Source organism: Taklimakanibacter deserti (assembly GCA_003574785.1).
This window is the reverse complement of record QORU01000001.1, coordinates 23,118-45,513: the sequence shown is the minus strand read 5'-3', so window position 1 is coordinate 45,513 and position 22,396 is coordinate 23,118. Positions and strand designations below refer to the sequence as shown.

At 62.0% G+C, this 22,396-nt stretch carries 10 protein-coding genes; 1 reads left to right on the top strand and 9 read right to left on the bottom strand.

Annotated elements, in window-relative coordinates; genetic code table 11:
* Nucleotides 1–11: 11 nt before the first annotated feature.
* The 7 genes from DS839_RS00165 to DS839_RS36185 all read right to left on the bottom strand — a co-directional run bounded on the left by DS839_RS00165 (nt 12) and on the right by DS839_RS36185 (nt 19,936).
* Nucleotides 12–866, bottom strand: coding sequence for an outer membrane protein assembly factor BamD (locus DS839_RS00165; protein ID WP_438816470.1), 855 nt, complete (start codon nt 864–866; stop codon nt 12–14).
* A 218-nt stretch (nt 867–1,084) separates the two neighbouring features.
* Entirely contained in the window at nt 1,085–2,647 is a 1,563-nt protein-coding gene (gene ftsZ / locus DS839_RS00160; RefSeq protein WP_119268263.1) for a cell division protein FtsZ, read from the bottom strand.
* 334 nt (nt 2,648–2,981) lie between these two features.
* Complete coding sequence (locus DS839_RS00155; protein WP_119268262.1) at nt 2,982–3,311, bottom strand: helix-turn-helix transcriptional regulator; 330 nt, start codon at nt 3,309–3,311, stop codon at nt 2,982–2,984.
* Nucleotides 3,312–3,410: 99 nt separating this feature from the next.
* Nucleotides 3,411–4,721 carry an HlyD family type I secretion periplasmic adaptor subunit gene (locus DS839_RS00150; RefSeq protein ID WP_119268261.1) on the bottom strand — a complete coding sequence of 437 codons (1,311 nt, stop codon included), beginning with the start codon at nt 4,719–4,721 and terminating at the stop codon, nt 3,411–3,413.
* A complete protein-coding gene (locus tag DS839_RS00145; protein ID WP_368910958.1) occupies nt 4,718–6,484 on the bottom strand; it encodes a type I secretion system permease/ATPase in 1,767 nt (588 codons plus the stop codon). Before DS839_RS00145 ends, DS839_RS00150 begins: the two co-directional genes overlap by 4 nt.
* Before the next feature lie 35 nt (nt 6,485–6,519).
* Entirely contained in the window at nt 6,520–17,895 is an 11,376-nt protein-coding gene (locus tag DS839_RS00140; protein ID WP_119268260.1) for a DUF4214 domain-containing protein, read from the bottom strand.
* A 1,183-nt stretch (nt 17,896–19,078) separates the two neighbouring features.
* The gene (locus DS839_RS36185) at nt 19,079–19,936 is read right to left on the bottom strand and encodes a hypothetical protein (protein ID WP_162918183.1); all 858 of its coding nucleotides are present in this window, start codon (nt 19,934–19,936) and stop codon (nt 19,079–19,081) included.
* A 314-nt stretch (nt 19,937–20,250) separates the two neighbouring features.
* Here DS839_RS36185 and DS839_RS00130 point away from each other — a divergent pair, with 314 nt between their 5' ends.
* Complete coding sequence (locus DS839_RS00130) at nt 20,251–20,979, top strand: hypothetical protein (protein WP_162918182.1); 729 nt, start codon at nt 20,251–20,253, stop codon at nt 20,977–20,979.
* A 208-nt stretch (nt 20,980–21,187) separates the two neighbouring features.
* Here DS839_RS00130 and DS839_RS36180 read toward each other — a convergent pair whose 3' ends face one another.
* A complete protein-coding gene (locus tag DS839_RS36180; RefSeq protein WP_162918181.1) occupies nt 21,188–21,370 on the bottom strand; it encodes a hypothetical protein in 183 nt (60 codons plus the stop codon).
* A 242-nt stretch (nt 21,371–21,612) separates the two neighbouring features.
* Nucleotides 21,613–22,284: a transposase gene (locus tag DS839_RS00125; RefSeq protein ID WP_119268257.1), complete on the bottom strand. Its 672-nt coding sequence runs from the start codon at nt 22,282–22,284 to the stop codon at nt 21,613–21,615.
* Nucleotides 22,285–22,396: the final 112 nt, after the last annotated feature.

Below are 22,396 nucleotides of genomic sequence, written 5' to 3'. Positions count from 1 at the left end.
TGGGAGGGGCTTTAGAACGGGTTGACCGAGCTCACAGCCTTGCTGATCCAGGAGTCCTTGTGTTCCTGCGGCAGGACGCCGTCATTCTCGAGCAGCGAATAGGCATCCTGGTACCATGCGCTGTTGGGATAATTGTGTCCCAGCACCGCGGCGGCGGTCTGCGCTTCCGACCTGATGCCGAGCGCCAGATAGCCCTCGGTCAGGCGATAAAGGGCTTCCGGCGTGTGCGACGTATTCTGGTATTCGGTGATCACCCGCTTGAAGCGGTTGATGCCGGCGAGATAGGAACCCTTCTTAAGGTAATAGCGGCCGACTTCCATTTCCTTGCCCGCCAGGTGGTCGCGCGCCAGTGTCGCCTTGGCGGCGGCATCCTGGGCATAGGCGGTTCCGGGATAGCGGCGGGTCACTTCCTCAAGCGACTCGAGCGCCTTCCGGGTGTTCGTCTGGTCGCGCCTGACGTCGATGATCTGCTCATAATTGCAGAGCGCGACCAGGTAATAGGCATAAGCGGCATCCTTGTGGCCCGGATGCAAAGTGATGAAGCGCTGCGCCGCGTTGATCGCCTCGTCATAGGCATTGCGCTGATATTGCGAATAGGCCTGCATCAGCTGTGCCTTGGTGGCCCAGGCCGAATAAGGATGCTGGCGCTCGACCTCGCCGAAGGTCTTGGCGGCGGTGCGGTATTCGCCCGCCTGCATCTGCTCGAGGCCCTTGTTGTAGAGCGGTCCCACCGGCTCCGTCTTGTCGGCCGCGGCGAGATCGGGGGCTATACCGTCGCTCGACGCAGCGGCGGCCTCCGACGAAGTCGAGGAACCGCTGTCGAGCAGGTCCGACATGCTGGAACAGGCCCCAAGCGCCAGCGTCACGGCAATCACAGGTCCAAGGCGCAGCCCTGCTGCTAACCGCTCAAAGCGCTTCCCACCAGACACAGAAGTCAATCGCCGAATTCCCGATCAAGATGCCAAATCGGCCGCTTTTTACCCCTCCCGGACCTGGGATTCCAGCGGCGCTCCAACTGTTAGATGCAGAAAACCCGGCGGAAGTGTGACCGCCGGGCTTTTTGCCAGGTGCTGCAGTAACTTAACTAGTTGGCCTGTCGGCGCAGAAAGGCCGGAATCTCGAGTTGGTCGTCGTCATAGGCGGGCTGCGCCGGGCTTGTCACCGGCATCTGCGCCACCTGCGGCCGTTGCGGTTCGGCGGCCTGGATGCGCGGCTCCTGCCGTGTCCTTGGATCGGCTTCCGGCTGCGCCGGCAGATCACCCTTGCGGCTGAGGCCCACGCCGGCCAGCCTTTCGAACAAGCCGCGCTTCTTCTTGGCGGCATGCTCGGCGATATTCTCGATGCGGTTCTGCTGCGCCGCGATCTGCCGTTGCGCGATCGGCGGGAAGTCTTCGGCCTGCGGCATCCGGGGCGCCGCCGCCTGGGCGCGCGCCTGCTGGATGACCTGCTGGGTCACCTCGGCTTCCTCATGCTCCTCTTCGATTTCATCGAGCTCTTGCACGGGCTGCGGCGCCGGCTGCACCGGCGGCGGGGCCACGCGCCTGGCCTGCGGCGCGGCCGCAAGCGGTGTCGGCTGGATCGGCTTCTTCACCGGGATAGGCTGCCTGCCGGTATAGCCGAAGACCGGACGCGCGGGCGCCTGCTCCTCGGCGGCAGGTTCATCATTGAGATGCTCGGACTGTTCGATGGAAAGGCCGGTCGCCACGACCGACACGCGCATCGTGCCTTCGAGCGAGTCGTCGAAGGTGGCGCCGAGGATGATATTGGCCTCGGCGTCGACTTCCTCGCGGATGCGGGTCGCCGCTTCATCGACTTCATAAAGCGTGAGGTCGGGTCCGCCGGTGATCGAGATCAGGAGGCCGCGAGCGCCCCGCATCGACACATCGTCGAGCAGCGGATTGGAGATCGCCGCTTCCGCCGCCTCGATGGCGCGCTTCTCGCCGGAGGCCTCGCCCGTTCCCATCATCGCCTTGCCCATCTCGCTCATGATGGCGCGGACGTCGGCGAAGTCGAGATTGATCAGGCCTTCCTTGGTCATGAGCTCGGTGATCGAGGCGACGCCCGAATAGAGCACCTGGTCGGCCATGGCGAAGGCGGCCGCGAAGGTCGTCTTCTCATTGGCGACGCGGAACAGGTTCTGGTTCGGAATGACGATCAGCGTATCGACATTCTTGGCGAGGAGCTCGATGCCGCGCTCCGCCGTCTGCATGCGGCGCACGCCTTCGAAGTGAAAGGGTTTCGTAACCACGCCGACGGTGAGGATGCCTTGCTCCTTGGCCGCGCGTGCGATGACCGGAGCAGCACCGGTGCCGGTGCCGCCGCCCATGCCGGCGGTGATGAAGCACATATGAGCGCCCGCCAGGTGATCGAGGATTTCCGGCAGCGCCTCTTCGGCGGCGGCCGCACCGATTTGCGGCTGCGATCCCGCACCCAGCCCCTGGGTGAGCGCGGTGCCCATCTGGATGCGCCTTTCGGAGACATTCTGGGCGAGAGCCTGGGCATCGGTATTGGCGACGACGAATTCGACGCCGTCGAGCCGGCTCTCGATCATGTTGTTGACGGCATTCCCGCCGGCGCCGCCCACGCCGAAGACGGTGATGCGTGGTTTAAGCTCTGCCAAGCTCGGCACGGTGAGATTGATCGTCATATGAAAACACCTGAGAACTGATTTTCCCCAGATGGAATCTTTCTTACCCATTCGATAACAAATGGTTAACAAACGCTAACCAACGCCGGTTTTTTTGAATCAAATTTGATTCGGAACAGGACAGGCGAAGGATGATTTCTTGACCACCTGCCATCAGGCTGTCCCCGGCCAGTTGAATCTCTATCTTACGAGATCCGCGCAACCCTTTGTAACAAAGCAAATTACCGGGCCAACGACGGAATGCACGCCGGACTTTCCCGACGAAACATACCTTTCAGATGAGGAAAGCCCCCTTTTTGAGGCACCTTTCTTTTACGTGGCGGCAGCCAATTCCTTAACAACCCCGCTCCGCCGAGGCGCAATCATCATACTTAGCCTGCATGTTTGCGAACCACCGATCGGTCCTGTTCGGCGGGACGCGGACATCTTTGGCAAGCGCACGGGCCGACATGCCCAACGGATCGAGAAGCTCCTCTTTCAGCACAAGGCCAGGATGCGGCATGGGGATATTACGAGCCATAGGCCCTCCTCTCATCGACATGCCTTGCCAAGGATGAAAGGGCATTAGAAGCGCGGACAGCGTGAAAGGCTTTGACCATTGTCTGGCGAGCAACGCCATGCCTGCAACGATGAGCCCCAGCACAATGAAATAATGATTATCCAACTGAGAACTCCGGGCGCATATTGGCCGATTTTGATATTTCCCAAATCGCACGTCTGATCGCAGGCGTCAAGAACAAAATGAGAACATCGATTTAGGGGGCTATTCCTCGCGGAACGCCCGCTCGATCTGGTCGCTGAGCGGTTTCACCAGATAGGAGAGGATGGTGCGGGCGCCGGTCGGGAAGAACACCTCGGCCGGCATGCCGGGGGTGAGCGTCAGGCCTTTGAGCTTCGTCACTTCCTCCTTCGGCAGCACGACGCGCGCCGTATAGAAGCTCACCCCCGATCTCTGGTCGACGGTGAGGTCGGCCGCCACCTTGGTGAGCAGGCCCTTGAGCTCGGGCGTGGTGCGCTGGTTGAAGGCCGAGAGCCTTAAAGTGGCCGCCTGGCCGGGCGTCACCTGGTCGATATCCTGTGGCGCGATCCGGGCCTCGACGGTGAGCTCGTCGGTGACCGGCACGATGAGCATGATGGGCTCCCCCGCCTGGATGACGCCGCCGATCGTATGGACGGCGAGCTGATGCACGATGCCGTTCTGCGGACTCTTGATCTCGATGCGCTTCAGTTGGTCCTCGGCCGCGACCTTGCGCTCGACGAGCTCGGACACCCGCCCCTGGATCTCGCGGATCTCGGCCGCCACCTCGCTTCTCAGATCCTGATCGATCTGGATGATCTGCAATTCGATCTCGCTGCCGCGGCCCCGGGCGCCGGCGATCGCGGCGGTGAGCTGGCCATGCTCGCCGCCGAGCCTGGCCGAATCGCGCTCCAGCGCCGTGATCCTTTCGATCGAGACGAGCTTGCTCTTCCACAATTTGCGGATGCCTTCGAGCTCGCGGCCGATGAGCGTGATCTCGAGCCGCTTGGCTTCGCGCTGCTCGGTGAGGCCCGAAACTTCCTCCGTGAGCTGCGCGATCCGCTCGCGCAATTGCGATTTCTGCCCCTCCCGCGCCACGCGGCGCAGATCGAACAGCGATTGTTCCCCGCTCAGGATGCGCTTGACCGCGGGATCGCCGCGGCGCGCCAGGAGCTCTTCCGGGAAGGCGATCAGCGCCGATCCGTCGCGTTCTGCCTCGAGCCGCGCAAGCCGCGCTTCGAGCTCATCCAGGCTCTTGGCGACGATGGCGAGATTGGCGCGGGTCACCGTCTCATCGAGGCGCACCAGCACCTGCCCCACTTCCACCCTGTCGCCCTCGCGCACATGGATGGCGCCGACCACGCCGCCGGAAGGATGCTGCACCTTCTTGACGTTGGAATCGACCACCAGCGTCCCCGGCGCGATGACGGCGCCCGAAAGCTCGGTCACCGCCGCGACCCCGCCGACGCCGCCGACGAGCACCGCCAAGGTCGCAACCCCGGCGAAGAGATAGCGCCTGATGGCACGTTCGGGCGGTATGGGTGCGGCGGCGGTCACGAGGCGGCACTTTCTTCCGAAGGCGTTATGACCTTCAGAGGCGGCGGCGCCTGCGGCTTCTGCCGGGACATCTTGCTCAGGATCTCGTCCTTGTCGCCGAAGGCCTGGACGCGGCCCTGGCTCATGACCAGCACCTGGCCAAGGCTTGCGAGCGCGCTCGGGCGGTGGGCGACGACGACGGCGATGCCGGAGCGATCGCGCACGCTCTGGATGGCTTGCGTCAGCGCCGCTTCGCCTTCGGCGTCGAGATTGGAATTGGGCTCGTCGAGCACGACCAGGAAGGGATCGCCATAGAGAGCGCGGGCGAGCGCTATGCGCTGGCGCTGGCCGGCGGAAAGGGCGGACCCCGCCTCGCCGATGCGCGTGTCATAGCCCTCGCTCAGATGCACCATCAGGTCATGGACGCCCGCGGTCTGGGCCGCCTTCAACACCTTGTCGGAGGGCGCATCGGGCTCGAAGCGGGCGATGTTCTCGGCGATCGTGCCGTCGAAGAGCTGCACGTCCTGGGGCAGATAGCCGATATGGCGGCCGAACTCTTCAGGCTCCCATTGATCGAGTGCCGCGCCATCGAGCCGGACGGAGCCCCGCGCCGGCAGCCACACGCCCGCCAAGGCGCGCGCCAGAGTGGACTTGCCCGAGGCGCTGGGCCCGATGATGCCGAGGCCCTGGCCTTTCTCAAGGACGAAGCTTGCATCCTGGACGATGAGCCGGCGCTCGCCCGGGGCTGCGATGCTGACGCTTTCGACCGCAAGCCGGCTCACCGGATCGGGCAGCGTGACGCTGGCCGCGGTCTCGGGCAGCAGCGCCAGGAGCTGCGACAGGCGGCTCCAGCTTTGCCGCGCCGAGACGAAGCCCTTCCAATGGGCGATGGCGAGCTCGATCGGCGCCAGCGCCCGACTCATCATGATCGAGCTGGCGATCATGATGCCGCCCGACGCTTCACCCAGGATCACCAGCCAGGCGCCGATCGCCAGCATGCCCGATTGCAGGATCATGCGCAGGATCTTGGACACGGTGCCGAGCGAGCCCGCCACATCGCTCGCTTTGGCGTGGGCGGCGAGATAGTCCTGGTTGATGCTCGACCAGCGCTCGGCGATGCGCGCGCCGAAGCCCATGGCCTGCAGGACCTCGCTGTTGCGCCGGGTCGCCTCGGCGAGCGCGCTGCGGCTCGCGGCATGGGTGCCGGCCAACTTGGTCGGAGCTTTGGTGCGCATCTCGGTGAGGAGCGTCAGGCAGAAGAGCACGATGGCGCCGAGGAGCGCCGTCATGCCGATCCAGAAATGGAACAGGAAGCAGATGGCGATATAGAGCGGCATCCACGGCAGGTCGAAGAGCGCGGTGGGCCCGGCGCTCGCCATGAAGGAGCGCACCTGGTCGAGATCGCGCAGGGACTGGAGTCCGTCGCCCGGCAGCTTGGTGCGCAAGGGGAGCCGCATGAGGGCGGAATAGACCTGGCCGCTCAGCTTCGCATCGAGCGCCGAGCCGAGCCGCACCAGGAGCCTCGAGCGGATGAGCTCGAGCAGACCCTGGAAGGCGAAGAGGAGGCCAGCGAGGATGGCGAGGCCGACGAGGGTCGGCATGCTCTGGCTCGGGATGACGCGGTCATAGACCTGCAGCATGAAGAACGAGCCGGTCAGCGCCAGCACATTGACCGCCCCGCTCATCAGCCCGACGCCCAGGAAGGCGCGCCGGAACGACGCCAAAACCGCCGCGAGGGTCAATCGCGGCGGCTTGTTGCGGGAAGACTGTGGCGTGCCGTCCAAAGCCCAAATCCGTCAATCTGCTCAGCTCATGCGGGTCATGCAGCCATGAAGGTGAAGTCGTCCGCATGGAGATTGGTCATTGTCACGTTCTTGAGCGTGACGGTGTTGTTGCTGTCATAGGTGATCACGGTGTCGGCCCCGACCTGGCTCGCCGCCGCCATCACCGCGGCGAAATCGGCGAAGACGTCGTTGTCGAACTCGATGACGTCCTCCGAGCCGGCGCCGTCGGTGAAGTCGGTGATGGTGTCGCGTCCAAAGCCGCCGGAGAAAATGAAGACGTCGTTATCGTCATCTCCGTCGCCGCCGGTCAGCGTATCATCGCCGGCACCTCCTGCGAGTTCGTCATCGTCGTCGCCACCATCCAGGACATTCGCACCGGCATCACCGATAAGAATGTCCGCCTCGTCAGATCCGGTGATATTCTCGATGCCGGATAGAGTATCGCCCTGGGCATGACTGCCGCTTCCGGTGCCGGTGGAAAGGTTGACGATGACCCCGGCCGAAGAGCTCCGATAGCTGGCTGTATCGGTACCGCTACCGCCGATCATGGCGTCGGCGCCCGCACCGCCGTTCAGTGCATCATCGCCTTCCGCGCCGTTGAGCGTGTCATCACCGCTGCCGCCGTTCAACGTGTTGCTCTGATTGTCGCCAGTGATGCTGTCGGCGTAAGCGCTGCCGGTGACGATCTCCACTTCGCTTATGCTGTCGCCTTGAGCATCGCCGCCGGCATTTACACCGGTCGTCAGATTGATGGTGACGCCGGTGGAAGACGAGGCATAGCTGACGGTATCCCTGCCCTCGCCGCCGATCAGGACATCGGCGCCGGCATCGCCGCTGAGCGTGTCATCGTCTCCGCCGCCAAGCAGGGTATCGGCGCCCCCACCACCGCTGAGCGTATCATCGTCATCGCCACCGTCGAGGACATTGTTGCCGGCATCGCCGGTGAATTCGTCCTCGCCGCCGGATCCCAGTATATTCTCGATGCCGGTCAGCGTATCGCCGCCGGTGCTCGTGCCGGTGGCCAGATTGACGGTCGAACCGCTCGTATACTTGGCTGTGTCGATGCCGGCGCCGCCATTGATAATGTCTCCCTGCAAACCACCTTCCAGGATATCGTCGCCATCGCCGCCATTGAGGGTATCGGCACCATCGCCGCCGATAAGGTAATTTGCGCCGGTGTTGCCCGTCAGACTGTCATTGCCCCCAGTTCCGATGACACCCTCTATGCCTGAGAACGTGTCACCTTGTGCGTCCCCGGTATGAACGCCGGTCGCGAGATTGACTGTCAGTGATCCCGATCCGGTATAGTCCGCGAAGTCGACACCGGCGCCACCGATCAGGATATCGGCGCCGCCACGGCCCTGGAGCTTGTCGTCGCCATCGCCGCCATTGATCGTATTGACTCCACCATCGCCGGTAAGCGTGTCGGCATAGGCGGACCCTGTCAGCTTTTCGAATCCCGACAGCGAATCCCCTTGCGCGTCGCCGCCGGTATTATTGCTTCCGGTATTGAGGACGACGGTAACGCCTTCCGCTGACCCCGCATAGCTCACGGTGTCGGTTCCGCCGCCGCCAATGAGCGTATCGGCATCAGCACCGCCCTCGATGGTATCATTGCCGTTGCCGCCATCGAGCCTGTTCTTGCCGCCATCGCCCGTCAGCGTGTCATTGTGAGAGGACCCGGTGAGATTCTCGATGCCGGTCAGCGTATCGCCCTGCGCATCGCCGCCGGTGCTTGCGCCAGTCAGAAGATTGACGGTCACCGCGGCTCCTGAAGCGCTGTAGTCCGCCTCGTCGGTGCCCAAGCCGCCAATGAGCATGTCCGCACCGGCACCGCCGGCGAGCGTGTCATCGCCGGCCTCACCGTCAAGAATATTCGCACCGGAGCTGCCGGTGATCGAGTCGTTTCCGAGCGTCGCTATGATGTTCTCGATGCTCGAAATGGAGTCGTCATTGTCCGTGTTGAAGATGTTGAGAGCGCCGGTTGCGATGTTGACCGACATGCCGTCCGTATAATTGTTGAAGACCGCGGTATCGTTTCCCGAGCCGCCGATAAGCGTGTCCTGACTGCCCCAGCCGATGAGAATGTCGTCGCCGTCGCCGCCATTCAGGACATCGTTGTTTCCGCCGCCAAAGAGGGTGTTGTTTCCGGCATCACCCGTGATGTTGTCGCCGCCGTCCGTGCCAATGACATTCTCAATCCCGGAGAACGTGTCGCCGGCCGCCTCCCCGCCCGAAGCTGCGCCGGTCGCAAGGTTGATCGTCACTGCGCCCGACGTGCTGTAGTCGACGGTGTCGCTACCGCTCCCGCCGACCAGGACATCGGCGCCCGCACCGCCTTTCAGCGTATCGTCGCCATCGCCGCCATTGAGCGTGTCGGCGCCTGCGGCACCTTCAAGCACATTCGCCACGGCATTGCCCGTAAGCGTGTCATTCTGGCCCGAACCCGTGATGTTCTCTATGCCCGAAAGCGTGTCGCCTGCGGCATCGCCGCCCGATCCGACGCCAGTGGCGAGATTGACTGTCACCGCGCTGCTCGAGCCCGTATAGATTACCGTATCGACGCCGATGCCGCCAATGAGGGTGTCGGCACCGCCGCCGCCGGTGAGCTTGTCGTCCCCTGCGCCGCCATTCAGGATATTAGCGCTCGAACTGCCGGTGATTGTGTCGTCGAAGGCCGATCCGGTTACATTCTCGATGCTCGAATAAGTGTCGCCTTGCGCATCGCCACCCGTGCCGGTTCCGCTGGCGAGATTAACGGTCACTGCCACCGAGGAGCCGGCATAGAGCGCGGTATCGGATCCGTTGCCTCCCGTCAGCACATCCGCGCCGACACCGCCGGCGAGCGTATCATTGCCGTCGCCGCCATTCAGCGTATTGGCAGCGGCATCGCCGGTGAGCGTATCGGCATGGGCAGAACCGGTCACGTTCTCGATGCCGGTCAGTTTGTCGCCTTCGGCGTCACCGCCGAGGTTGATGCCCGCCAGGAGGTTGACCGTGACGGCGGCCGTCGATGTCGCATAGCTCGCCGTGTCGGTTCCCGCATCGCCCACCAGCTCATCAGCCCCGGCTCCGCCATTGAGCGTGTCATTTCCGGACCCGCCATTGAGAAGATTAGCGGCGCTATTGCCCGTGAGCGTGTCATTGAATGAGGATCCCGTGACATTCTCGATGCCGGACAGGCTGTCACCTGCCGCATCGCTACCGGAGCCTGCACCCGTAGAGAGATTGACGGTGACCGCCGATGCCGACCCGGCATAGCTTGCCGTATCGATGCCGGCACCGCCGATCAGAACGTCGGCACCGCCCGCCCCCTTGAGAACATCATCGCCAACGCCGCCATCGAGCGTATTCGCGGCTGAATCGCCCGTGAGCGTGTCACCATGCGCAGAGCCGAGCAGGTTCTCGATGCCGGAAAGCTCGTCGTCTTCGGCATCGCCGTCGTCGCCGTCCGAGTTCACCGTCACGGTCACGCCGGAGGCCGACCCCGCATAGCTGGCCGTATCGTTCCCGGCACCGCCTATCAGCGTGTCATCGCCCGCGCCGCCTTCCAGCACGTCGTTGCCATCGCCACCGCTGAGGGTGTTCTCTTCCGCATCGCCCGTCAGGCTGTCGTTCTGGGCGGAGCCGGTGAGATTCTCGATACCGGTCAAGATATCGCCTTGGGCATCGCCACCCGTATTGACGCCGGTCAAGAGGTTGACGGTCACGCCATTCGTGGAACCGGCATAGCTCGCCGTATCGACGCCTGCATCACCGGCGAGACTATCAGCGCCTGCCCCGCCATTCAGCGTGTCATTGCCGCTGCCGCCGGCAAGCGCATTCGCATTGGAGTCACCCGTCAGCGTGTCGTTGAACGAGGATCCCGTGACATTCTCGATGCCCGACAAGGTATCGCTCGCCGCATCGCCGCCCGTTCCCGTCCCGGTCGAGAGATTGATCGTCACGGCTGCTGCCGAGGCCGCATAGTCGGCGGTGTCATTGCCCGCGCCACCCGTCAGGCCGTCCGCCCCGGCGCCGCCTTTGAGCGTATCGTCGCCATCACCGCCACTCAGTATGTCATTGCCCGCTCCACCGGACAGGATATTGGCATTTGTGTCGCCGGTCAGAATGTCCACGAAGCCCGAGCCCGCGATGTTCTCGACGCTCGAGAACGTATCGCCGGCGGCATCGCTGCCCGTGGCCGTGTTGGTCGCGAGGTTGACCGTCACGCCGGCGGCCGCCGCCGCGTAACTCGCCGTGTCGCTGCCGGCGCCGCCGATCAGAATGTCAGCCCCCGCCCCGCCAATGAGCTCGTCGTCGCCGTCGGCGCCGTCCAGCGTGTCGTTGCCGGCGCCGCCGGTCAGGATGTTGCTGTTGGCATCGCCGGTCAGGGAATCGACAAAAGCCGACCCGGTGACGTTCTCGATCCCTGAGAAACTATCGCCGGCGGCATCGCTGCCCGTGCCCGTATTGGTCGCGAGATTGACCGTCACACCGGCGCTCGCGGCCGAATAGCTTGCCGTGTCGCTGCCGGCGCCGCCAATCAAGGTGTCGGCGCCTGCCCCGCCGGTCAGCGTGTCATTGCCGTCGCTGCCGTCGAGACTATTGGCATTCGCGTCGCCCGTGAGGGTGTCACCGAAAGCCGAGCCGGTGAGGTTCTCGATGCTATTGAACGTATCGCCTAACGCGTCACCCCCGCTGCCGCTGCCGCCCGCCAGGCTGACCGTGACGGCCGCCGCCGAGCCGGAATAGAGCGCCGTGTCGGAGCCGTTGCCGCCCGTCAGACTATCGGTTCCAGCGCCGCCTTTCAGCGTATCATCACCGTCGCCGCCATTGAGCGTGTCATTGCCGGCGCCGCCATCGAGCAGATTGGCGCTGCTGTTGCCGGTGATGGTGTCCGCGTTAGACGAGCCGGTCACGTTCTCGATGCCGGACAGGTTGTCCCCTGCCGCATCGCCGCCGGAATAGGTGCTCGTGCCGAGATTGATGGTGACGGCTGCCGACCCCGAATAATCGGCCGTGTCCGCTCCCGCGCCGCCGATCAGCGTGTCGCCGCCGGCGCCACCCTTCAGCACATCGTCGCCATCGCCGCCATTGAGAGTATCGACCCCTGCCCCACCCTCGAGCCGGTTGGCATTGGCATCACCGGTCAGGCTGTCATTGAAGGCTGAGCCGGTAAGGTTCTCGATGCTGACAAATGTGTCGCCCGCCGCATCGCCGCCGGACGCGGTGCCTGTGGCGAGATTGATCGTGACCGCCGAGGCTGATCCCGCATAGCTCGCCGTATCGCTGCCATTGCCGCCATTGAGCGCATCGGCGCCGGCGCCGCCGGCCAGCGTGTCATCGCCATCGCCGCCATTGAGGATATTGGCATTGGCACTGCCGGTGAGCGTGTCGTTGAAGGCGGAGCCTGTGACGTTGCGCACGCCCGTCAGGCTGTTGGCCTGGGCGTCGCCGCCGCTGCCCGTGCCGGCGGCGAGGCTCACCACGACCGCGGCGGCGGAGGCCGCGTAGGAGACGAGGCTCGTATTCAGCGGATCGTTCAGCGTCAGCGTCACGCTGGGCCGCATATTGATGACATTGCCCGAGCCGTTGACCGTGAAGCTGGAAGACGGCCCCGAAGTGATCACGGCATTCGCGGCATTGACGGTGTTGCCCGTGCCGGTGAGGGTCACGGCAGCACCCGCGGCAACGCCGATCGTCCCGCTGCTGATCGACAGCGTGTTGCCGGTGCCCTTCACACTCACGGACGTGCCCGCATCCGTCGCGGTCACCGTGTTGTTGCCGTTGAGCTGGATCTGCGACTTGCTGGTCACCGTGCCGCCGGCGCCATTCTGGAAGACGACCGGCGTGCCCGTGGCAAAGACATTCGTCCCCGGCGGCGGCACCGTGACACCCGTGCCCGTGCCGGCGGCGCGCTGGTCGAGGCTTTCCACGGCGGCCGTCAGGAATTCCGCCTTGCTCAAGGTGCCGGCAGTGATCCGCGCCGTCCATGCGGCGCTCTCTTCCGCCGTCGGCATCCGGCCCAGCACATTCGCGAAGACCTGGCTCACGAATTCGGCATTGCTCATGGTGCCGTATTTGGTCGAGAACTCGCTCGAGGTGAGCAGCTCATTGGCAAGCTGGACCTTGCTGTGCGTGCCGGCCAGAAGCTTGTTGGAAATATTGTCGATGTCCGACCCCGTCGGATCGCGGTCGAAGGCCCCGTCGATCAGCCGGTCGGCGAAGGCCGCCGCAAATTCCTCGTCGACCGTGTGGTCGAGCGTGTAGGTGGAGAGACCGGAAGCGGTGTTGTTCGTCAACGCATGGCCGTTGCCCGTGACGATATGCTCACTGCTCTCGGAGACCTCGACCAGGATACCGGCGCGCGTGATCGTTCCCGCGCTGAGCTTTGCCAGGTAAGCATCGAGCTCGGCCAGGCTGGGGCCGCGATCGAGCGCGTTTTCATAGACTTCCCTGATGAAGGAAGCATCCGTCAACGTCCCGTATTTCTGGGTGAACTCCGGCTGCGCAAGGAGAGCGTTGGCGAGCTTCGCCTTGTCGATTTCACCATCGCCGATGTACTTGACCAGGCTCTCTCTTTCACTCGGGTCCATATCGCGGTCGAACACCGTGTCATAGATCCGCGCCGCGGCCTCGAAATACCGGGCCTTGGCTGTCTGATCGAGCGTCGCGGTCGTGGCCGTCGTTCCCGCGGTGAGCGTCCAGGTCTCGATGCCATTCGCATCGATCTGATGCGAGGAGATCAGATTGACCGCGCCGCCGTTGGTCGAGGTCCACACATAGCTGCCATTGCCGCTGGCCGAGATCTCGGTAACCTCCCGCACACCCGTGCTGCGGTCGACGGTGATCGTCAGACCGTCGGCGCTGGTGGTGAAGACATTGCGGGAGATCTGGACGCCTGAAGAGTCGAAATAGGTGACGGTCTCGACCTCGCTGCCATCCACCGCAACCACCGTATCGATCAACCGGTCGGTCTCCCCATCGCCGTCCTTGTCGACGGTCGTGCGGATATGATTGCCACTGTCGCTCACCGTGGTGACGACCTTTTCCTTGAGCGAGCCGTCGGCGTAGGTGCATATCCAGGTGGTCACTTCGCTTCCATCGGAGAGGAATTCGGTCGCCGAGCTCTCGGTCTTGTCGGTCGTGCCGTCGCCGTCGACATCGACCAGCGAGGTGCTGTCATAGCCGTTTTCGCTGATCGTCGTCGTGACCCGGTAGGTCAAGGTGGCGGTGCCGATCCATTCGGAGAAGGTGACCGTTCTCGTGCCGTCGCCATTCAGGACGGTGGCCTCCTCGCGGCGGATGTCATTGACCGTGTCGCCATTCACATCGAACGTGGTCAAGTCCAGCAGGCCATTCGCGTCGCTGAAAGTCACGATCTTGTCCTTGAGCGTGCCGTCGGCTTCGACGTCCCAGAAGCTCTCGGTGACATTGCTGCTGAGATCGATGACCGTCGTCTTGAACCGATCATAGATCCCGTCGCCATTGGTGTCGCGTTGCAGGCCGCTGGTGCGCCCATCTGCGCTGGTGGTCAGAAGGTCCTTCTGCTTGATGGCGCCGGTCGAATCATAGGTGACGATCGTCTCGGCCGTGCTGCTGTCGGTGGAGCGGGCGAAATTCGAGGTCCGGTCGATCTTGCCGTCGCCGTTGAAATCGACCGTTTCGGTCGAGCTGAGACCGTTGGCGCTGGTCGTGGCCACGGTCTGGCCGCGCAGGCCCGTCGCGGCGCCGGTGCTGGTTATGGTTTCCATCCGGCTGCCATCGGCATTGAGGGCGATGAGCTTCGATGTCGTCAGGTCGAAGGTGCCGTCGCCATCGAGATCGTTCTTGATCGTCTGCGACAGGCCGGTGGCGCTGGTGGTGACGACCGACTGCTCGGTGGTGTCGCCCTGGGCGCCCTTGAGCGTGAAGGTCGAGGTCCTGCTGCCATCGGCATTGAGCACGGTCACATCCGTGCTCACCTGATCATAAGTGCCATCGCCGCTGAAATCGGACTGCTCGGTCTCGGACAGCCCGTCATCGCTTGTGGTGGTGACGAACTTGCTGCGCAGCGAGCCATTCGCGTAGTAGTTCGAGACCGTGTCGGTGACCGTGCCGGTCGCCGCCGTCACGATCGTTTCCGACTGGTCGGTGACGCCATCACCGTCGATGTCATGTGTGATGGAGACGGAGAGCTTGTCGGCGCTCGTCGTCTTGACGGTCTGCGCGCGCAGCGAATTGTCGCCATTGCGCTCGGTGAAGGTCTCGGCCCGGCTGCCATTGGCGTTGAGCGCCGTCACGCTGGTCGAGGTCAGGTCGAACACGCCGTCGCCGTTGAAGTCGCTTTGCAGCGTGTCGGTCAGGCCGGTGATGCTGGTGGTCCTCACCGTCTGGTTGCGCAGGCCGTTATCGGTACTGCGCTCGGAGATTGTCTCCGTCCGGCTGCCATTGGCATTGATCTCGACGACGGAAGTGACCGTATTGTCGAAGACGCCGTCGCCATTGAAGTCGCTCTGCGTGGTCTCGGTGAGGCCGCTGGCGCTGGTCGTCGTCACGAACTTGCTGCGCAATGCGCCATTCGCGCGGTAGTTCGACACCGTGTCGACGATGTTGCCGTTGCCGGCGACGACGATGGTCTCGGCCTGGTCGGTGACCGCATCGCCGTTGATGTCGCGGCTGATCGATACGGAGCGGCCGTCGTCGCTCACCGTCGTTGCCACCTGGTCGCGCAAGGAATTGTCGGCATTACGGTTGGCGATGGTCCGCGTCCGACTGCCGTCGGCGTTGAGCTGCGTCACATCCGTCGTCGTGAAGTCGGTAGTGCCGTCGCCATTGATGTCGCTCTGGACAGTGGCCGACAGCCCACTGGCGCTCACCGTGGTGACCGCACGGCTGCTGACTGAATTGTCGGCGTTCTTCCGGGTGAAGGTCTCCGTCTTGCTGCCATTGGCGTTGAGGACGATGACATCCGTGGTGGTAAGATCGAATGTGCCGTCGCCATTGGCGTCGAATTGAGTTGTTTCGGACAGGCAATTGGCGCTAACCGTGACGACGGACGTGTCGCGCACGGAATTGTCGGCATTGCGATTGGTGATCGTCTCGGTGCGGCTGCCATTGGCATTGAGGGCAACGACGTCGGTCGTCGTCAGGTCATAGGTCCCATCGCCATTGACATCGGCCTGGACCGTCATCGACAGCTCGTCGTCGCTGGTCGTCGAGACCAGCTTGCTGCGCAGCGACCCATCGGCATTGTAATTGGAGAGCGTATCCGTCACCGTACCGTTATTGGCCTTGACGATCGTCTCGACCTGGTCGGTCTTCGTATCGCCATTGACATCGGCGGTAATGGTGGTGGAACGGCGGTTGGCGCTGACTTCCGTGACGATCTTCGAGCGCAGCGACGTATCGGCATTGCGGGTCGTGAGCGTCTCGACCTGGCTGCCGTCGCCATTGAGTACGAGAACATCGCTGACGACCGTATCGGCGACGCCATCGCCGGTGACGTCGCTTGAGATCGTTGTCGACAGGCCATCGGCGCTGGTCGTAGAGACGGCCTTGTCACGCAGCGTATTGTCGTTGCTGCGGTTTTCGACGGTGCGGATCGCGCTGCCGTCGCCATTGCGGACCGTCACGTCGCTCCGGGTCCAGTCCACCGTCGCGTCACCATCGATGTCGATGGTGGTGGTGCTGGAAAGGCCGTCGGCGCTGGTCGTCATGACCGCGCGATCCTTCAGCGTTCCATCGGCATTGTAGCGCGAGTCGGTCGCGATGCGCATACCGGCGCCGGATACGACGACCGTATCGACCTCATCATAGGTGCCGTCACCATCCGTGTCGCGCTGGGCGGTGTGAGTAATCTTGTCGGCGCCGATGAAGATGACTTCCTCGCTCCGGAGGCTGCCATCAGAATTGGTAGTTGTGACCGTCTGGTCGCGGCTGCCGTCAACATTGATGACCGTCTCGTCAACCGTCGTATAGTCGTCGACACCGTCGCCATTGACATCGGAGGTCTCGGACTTGGTCAGTCCGTCGACGCTCAGCGTCATCTCGACCGACATGCGCAGTGACCCGTCATTGTTGGTGACGGTATTGGTCGAGGTCGAGCTGCCATTGCCGTTGACGACGATCGCCGTCGTTTCGGTGAGGTCGGTATCGCCGTCGCCGTCGAGATCGCGTGTGATGACCTTCGAGCGGCCGTCGGCGCTCACTGCCATCGTGTCCCGGCTCCTCATCGAGCCGTCATTATTGGTGTACGTATTCGTTTCGGTGCGGCTCTGATCGGGATTGACGACGATCGTATGGGTCTCGATTTCATCCGCCGTGCCGTTGCCGTCGAGATCGCTGGAGACGGTCTTGGTGTAGCCGTCGATGCTGATAGTGGTCGCGACCGTGCGGATGGTCGAGCCATCCGGATTGAGATCGGTGATGAGGATGGTGCGATGGCCGTCCGTATGCGTCTGCCGCACTTCCGTCTGATCGATATATTGTCCGCCGGTCGAATCGCGCGAAATGGTGATGGTCTTGCCATCGGCGCTGGTGGCCGTCACCATGCTGTTGGCGAGGACGCCGCCGCCATTCTCGTTGGTCAGCGTCTCGGTCTTGCTGCCGTCCGGATTGACGACCGTCACAATGGTCTGCACCCGGTCGACGACGCCGTCGCCATTGTCGTCGAATGAGATTTCGCGGGTGAGGCCGTCAGGACTGGTGATGCTGACGATCTCGCGCGCCAGCGACCCGTCCGGATTATAGGCCTTGGTAGTGACGACGCGATTGCCCGAACCGTCCGTTGTGGTCACTTGCTCGACGGCATAGCCGTCTGCCTCATAGCTCAGCGTCGTATTGGCGACCGTGCCGGTCGAGCCGTCGCTCCTGGTAAAGGTCGTCTGCCCGGTGATGACGGATCCGTCGGGCAGGACGACATTGTTCAGATCGGCCGTCAGGTCGATCGACGTGATACCGAGCTCCGCCAGGGTCTTGACGGTGATCGACCCGTCGGCATTGACGACCTCGGCCTTGAATTTCGAGAAGCTCGTGTCACTGGCATCGAGCACCCCGTCGCCATTCGTGTCGAACACGCTACGCAAGGCCTCGAGATCGCTGGTCGCGGTCGGATCCCAATCGGCGAACACATACTGGTTGCGCTGGGTGATGACGCCCGTATTGTCGGGATCATAGAACAGCGCGCCATTGCCGGCGCCGGCCCAAGCGGTGCGATGCAGGCGGCCGTCATCAGCCGTTATGAATTTGTCGGAAGACGATAGCTGGTTGATCTTGATCCCGTCACCGGCAAGATCGAGGATTACAGGAATGTGGCCGAATTGTCCGCCCGGACCGACCGCACCTCGGCTCAGGCCACCTGCTCCGCCGTTGGGACTGGCCGAACCGAATCCCCCACCACCTGTACTAGCGCCCTTGCCCGGTGAACCGGTACTGCCACCGCCACCCACATTTCCGCCGCTAGGACCACCAGTGCCGCCGCCCAGACCTCCACCGCTGGTCCCGCCAGAATTGCCGCCATTACCGCCACCTTGACTAGATCCACCGCCATATGCGGCATCGCGCGCTGCGGACGTGCTGGCGTGAGTGCCAATAGCCGCGTTCGCTGATCCGGGTGTAGAAGGCCCCGGTCCATTTGCAACGTCTCGTGCTGCGGACGTAGGCGCGTTAGTGCCAATGGCCGCGTTCGCTGATCCAGGTTTAGAAGATCCTGCGCCACTGCTGTCTTTGCTACCCGGGGAGACACTTCCCCCCGAGGAGCCGGCTGAAGGCATCGAGTTCACGCCGTCCGGCCGGCTCATTGCAGGATTTTGTTCGCCGTTGTAGCCGGCAGGCCGAGGCGCTGGTGCCGGCGCCGGTCCCACAGGAGTATCTGGTGTCGTGTTTATGCCTGCAGGCGTCGCCTGGGCAGGGTTTTGTTCGCCGTAGTAGCCGGCGGGTTGATACCGGTCCGTTTCATACGCATTACGACTTATGCCAGGCAATCCGTCAAACAGATGAGGGTCCTTAGCTCCCTCTCTCTCCATGGCATCGAGAACGTCCTGGACCGGAACGGAACCAGGACCCCTCCGATCTATATCGCCGAAAAGGACCTTCTCTGGCGTGCCCGGTGGAATTGAGACCACATCACTTCGAATAGGCAACTTCTTGCCATTTGGAAGGATAGCGTAGGTATCTACCTGATATTGCGGAAACCTGTTCTCATCAACGGTCCCGAGACGCTTTATGTCTGTGTGCAACCCGGGTGCGATCTCCGTCGGGCCGGCAATATTGGTTGGATCGAGCATATCTCCTTTGCTTTCAGATCCGACTCCAACCCTGACGTTGACAGGTCCCAATGGCGCCCTGACGCCAATTTCAGCCTTGTGTGAATTTTCTGCTTGCTCGAATAGCTGCCGTAGGTACTGAGAGGGCCAGGAACGGTAGCTTTAACATTACCTTTGTTGTCAACCGTGTATCCGAAGCCGGAGTTAGATACGCCGGCGCCCAATGATCCAGTGATACCGTCCCTTGTCCCAATACTGATTGATCCACTGCCTGTAGCAATGCCGCCGGCGTTAACACTTATCGAACCGTTTATGCTCATTTGGCTAGAGAAAGGGTCACTGATGCTGCGCACTCTGTCCGCCATAGCTATCTCCCAACCTTGAATTTCGTTATTTCATTATCCAAGCAATCTTCTCTTTTGATAGGACTCACCCCACTGCAAAGGTCCACGACCCTCAAAGCAATGAGCTGCGTTAGGAAATTGTCGGCGAAAGAAAGGCCATTTACTCGTTGATCAATGATCCCAAAGGATTTTAAAAACTGCTTGTGAAGACAAGCACTAACGTCCTGATTATCTCGGCCAACAAAAATATAGGCAGTTTGTATTCGATCCGGTCGATTTGGATCTCCCTCAGAAAAGAATTCGCACGAAGCCGGAGAGAGATTCCGTTTGTTGCGTTCTATTGTCTGTCGGGCAAATGGAATGTGCTGTGCTAGAAATGCAATTTCACCTTCGTCAAAATCGCGAGCGATAACGAGTTCCGATCCATCGTCGGATAACTGGTATGGTTTATCTGCGACATAAACAAACTCAACAACTCTTCCGAGTAACTGCAGTTCAAAAAACAGAAAATCTGAGTAATCATCATCTTTCTGCCTATCCAATATGAATAGGCCGATCCGCTTTCCAATTCTCGGGATATTTCCGGTTTCGTCGCGCGATTTTTCTATTAGCGCCCGAACTGAACCAGCGCTCACTGACAAACCATTGTCCATGTCATCTGCTGCGGCCCTCAGCGTCAACTGAATCCCAAAAAGCAGCGCGACTATTAGTAGAGATATTTTACGAGCGCCCATTGATCCAACTTGATCAATGTAAAAGCGAATTCTCTCCAAAAAAGCGGTTATCTTGGAATTTCGTAAGCTAAGACGTAACTGCAGAGTATCGTATCGGTTATCTGCGATGTTAACGTTCACCAGCGCATCGTGATGATCCGACAGCATGCCGCCCCTACTGCCCTTTATCGTTACGGTATGGTTGCATTAAAAACATTTACGCGCAATAGGCGCAGGACCTGCGTCGAAAAAAAAATATACTCACAATCTGTATGAGGCATTCGTTGCAATCGCGCGGCCGCCTCGTTTGAGTAATGAGACTGATCGATCATGGAGACGACGTGCGTCAGCCTGTTAACTCTAAAGCTGCCGTTGTACCTAACACAGATATTGGCCTTAGGATCACAGGTCGGCTATCGTTCTGTGTGAATAGTGCGTCGATTTGCTGAAGCGTCAAAGTATCACGGGCGGTGGGGTACTACATGTATAGTGAACGCCTCTCAGGGCCTGGGTTTCTGTTCTGTATCATCATTTTTATTCTCATGTTGACGAGAGAAGGCGTTGCCGAATCCCCTCTCGATGACGACATTCACATCTCGGCAATAGCGGAGTTCTACGCGATTCATACTTGTCCGCATCTGAAAGGCCATAACGCCTTTGCCGTCGGCCCGGGCGGATATTGGGCCGACTCCTTTGGCAAGCCCTCAATCAACACCGCCACCAAAACCGCTCTCAAGAGCTGCACCGCCGCCTTGCGCACATCCTCCTATAAGAGCCTGGCCCGGCGGGAATGCGTCCTGTTCGATATCGATGGCAAGCGGACCGGCGGGGCAACGCCGACAGGTATCCCCTTTGGCACCGCTGCCAAAGGACCAGACCTTCCTTATGAAAAAGGTGATCGCTGGGAGCCAACCGGCACTGGCCGTCGCGGCACTCTTTTGCTGCTCCATGGCTGCAACAGACTCGACAGCATCGACGGCTGGCTCAGATCCTGGATAAACTTCTACCGCACCAGCGGCTTTCGGGTGGTCAGGCCGGACAGCTTCGCCGAACCGCACGACCGCGAGGTTTGCGGGCATCCCGGCGAAGACGGCATCGACGCGCAGACGCGTAATCTGAAGCTTCGGGTCGCGCAGACCTTGCGGACGATCGCCAGCAGTGTTGGAGCAATACCGCAAATCCGCCAATCCCAAGGCCATTGCTGCTCATAAAAATGGCGCATGGTCCTGGTCCGGAGGCGCCGAAAGCCATCTCGATGCCGAGGAGATGGCCTTGTTCGATTGCGACGAGCGCAGGGTTCGACGCCTTCAAGGAGACCTCGCACCAGCATGCCTGCGCGCTCGTCGATGTGAACGGCAAGAGGCTTGTGAAGTAAGTCAGGACTTCAGCCCAACGGTCCTCGGCCTGTCCCGTAGCTCTTCAGAAACTATCGGCGATCCACCGGCCCACCCGCCGCAAATACCCGGCTTCCTTGGCCTGCAACGCCTCGCGGGTGACGGCGGCGGCATGATGGACGTCGGGCTTGAGCGCGTAGTTCAAGAGCCCCATGGCGGTCGCGAAAGCAGGCGAACGGGCGGCTTCCGGCATGCCGGCTATGGGCAAGGGTGCTCCGAGCCTGACCTGCCGGTTGAGCCACTGGGAATTCGGTGACAGTGCACTTAATCGAAGGAATTCGGTGACAGTGCATTTAATCGCGATAGGAATTCGGTGACAGTGCATTTAATCGCGATAGGAATTCGGTGACAGTAGGAATTCGGTGACAGTGCACTTAATCGCGAGCGCGCCGCTTCGGCTTAGGCCCGCGTTTTTCGGAATTCGGTGACAGGAATTCGGTGACAGTGCACTTAATCGCGAGCGCGCCGCTTCGGCTTAGGCCCGCGTTTGCCTGGCATGAGATCTCGCCCGGTCTTGCGCTCGATCCGCCGCAGGAAGCCCGGCTCGCCCAGGGGTCGCCCGATCGTCTCCGCCGCCCTCAGCCTGCGCAAAGCATCCGCATCCGCTTCGTGCTTCAGCATCTCACCCATATCGGGAAACCGTTGCAAGACCGACCGCGTCTGCGTGAGCCCGTCCGCAGCGCTTCTTAGATAAGCGCGCGCGCTCGACCACCGCCAGTCTTGCGCCCGCCCAACGAGCCGTGCCCTCACCGGATTGAGCATCACATAGACCAGTGCCGCCGCAAGATGATCCTCGTCCATCACGGCGCAGCCGAAGCGGCCTTGCCAGAAATGGCCGATGCGTTTGCGCCTGGCATGGATGATGCCGGCATAGCGCCGATGGACCGGCGCCAGCGCGCGCCGCAAGCCGTCCTCATCGGAGGGTTCCAGAATCAGGTGAACATGGTTGGGCATCAGCACCCAGGCCCAGCAGGCGACGCCCGCGGCCTTCAAGCTATCGGCCAGGAGATCGCGATAGAACGCGTAATCGGCATCGACGAAGAAGGTGCGCTGGCGGCCATTGCCACGCTGAGTGACATGGTGCGGCAGGCCGGGGATGACGACACGAGCAAGTCGGGCCATGGATCCCAGGTTACACCGTTTCGGCATGCCCGTCAATTAAATGCACTGTCACCGAAATCCGCGTCAATTAAATGCACTGTCACCGAAATCCCTGTCACCTAAATCCGAACAA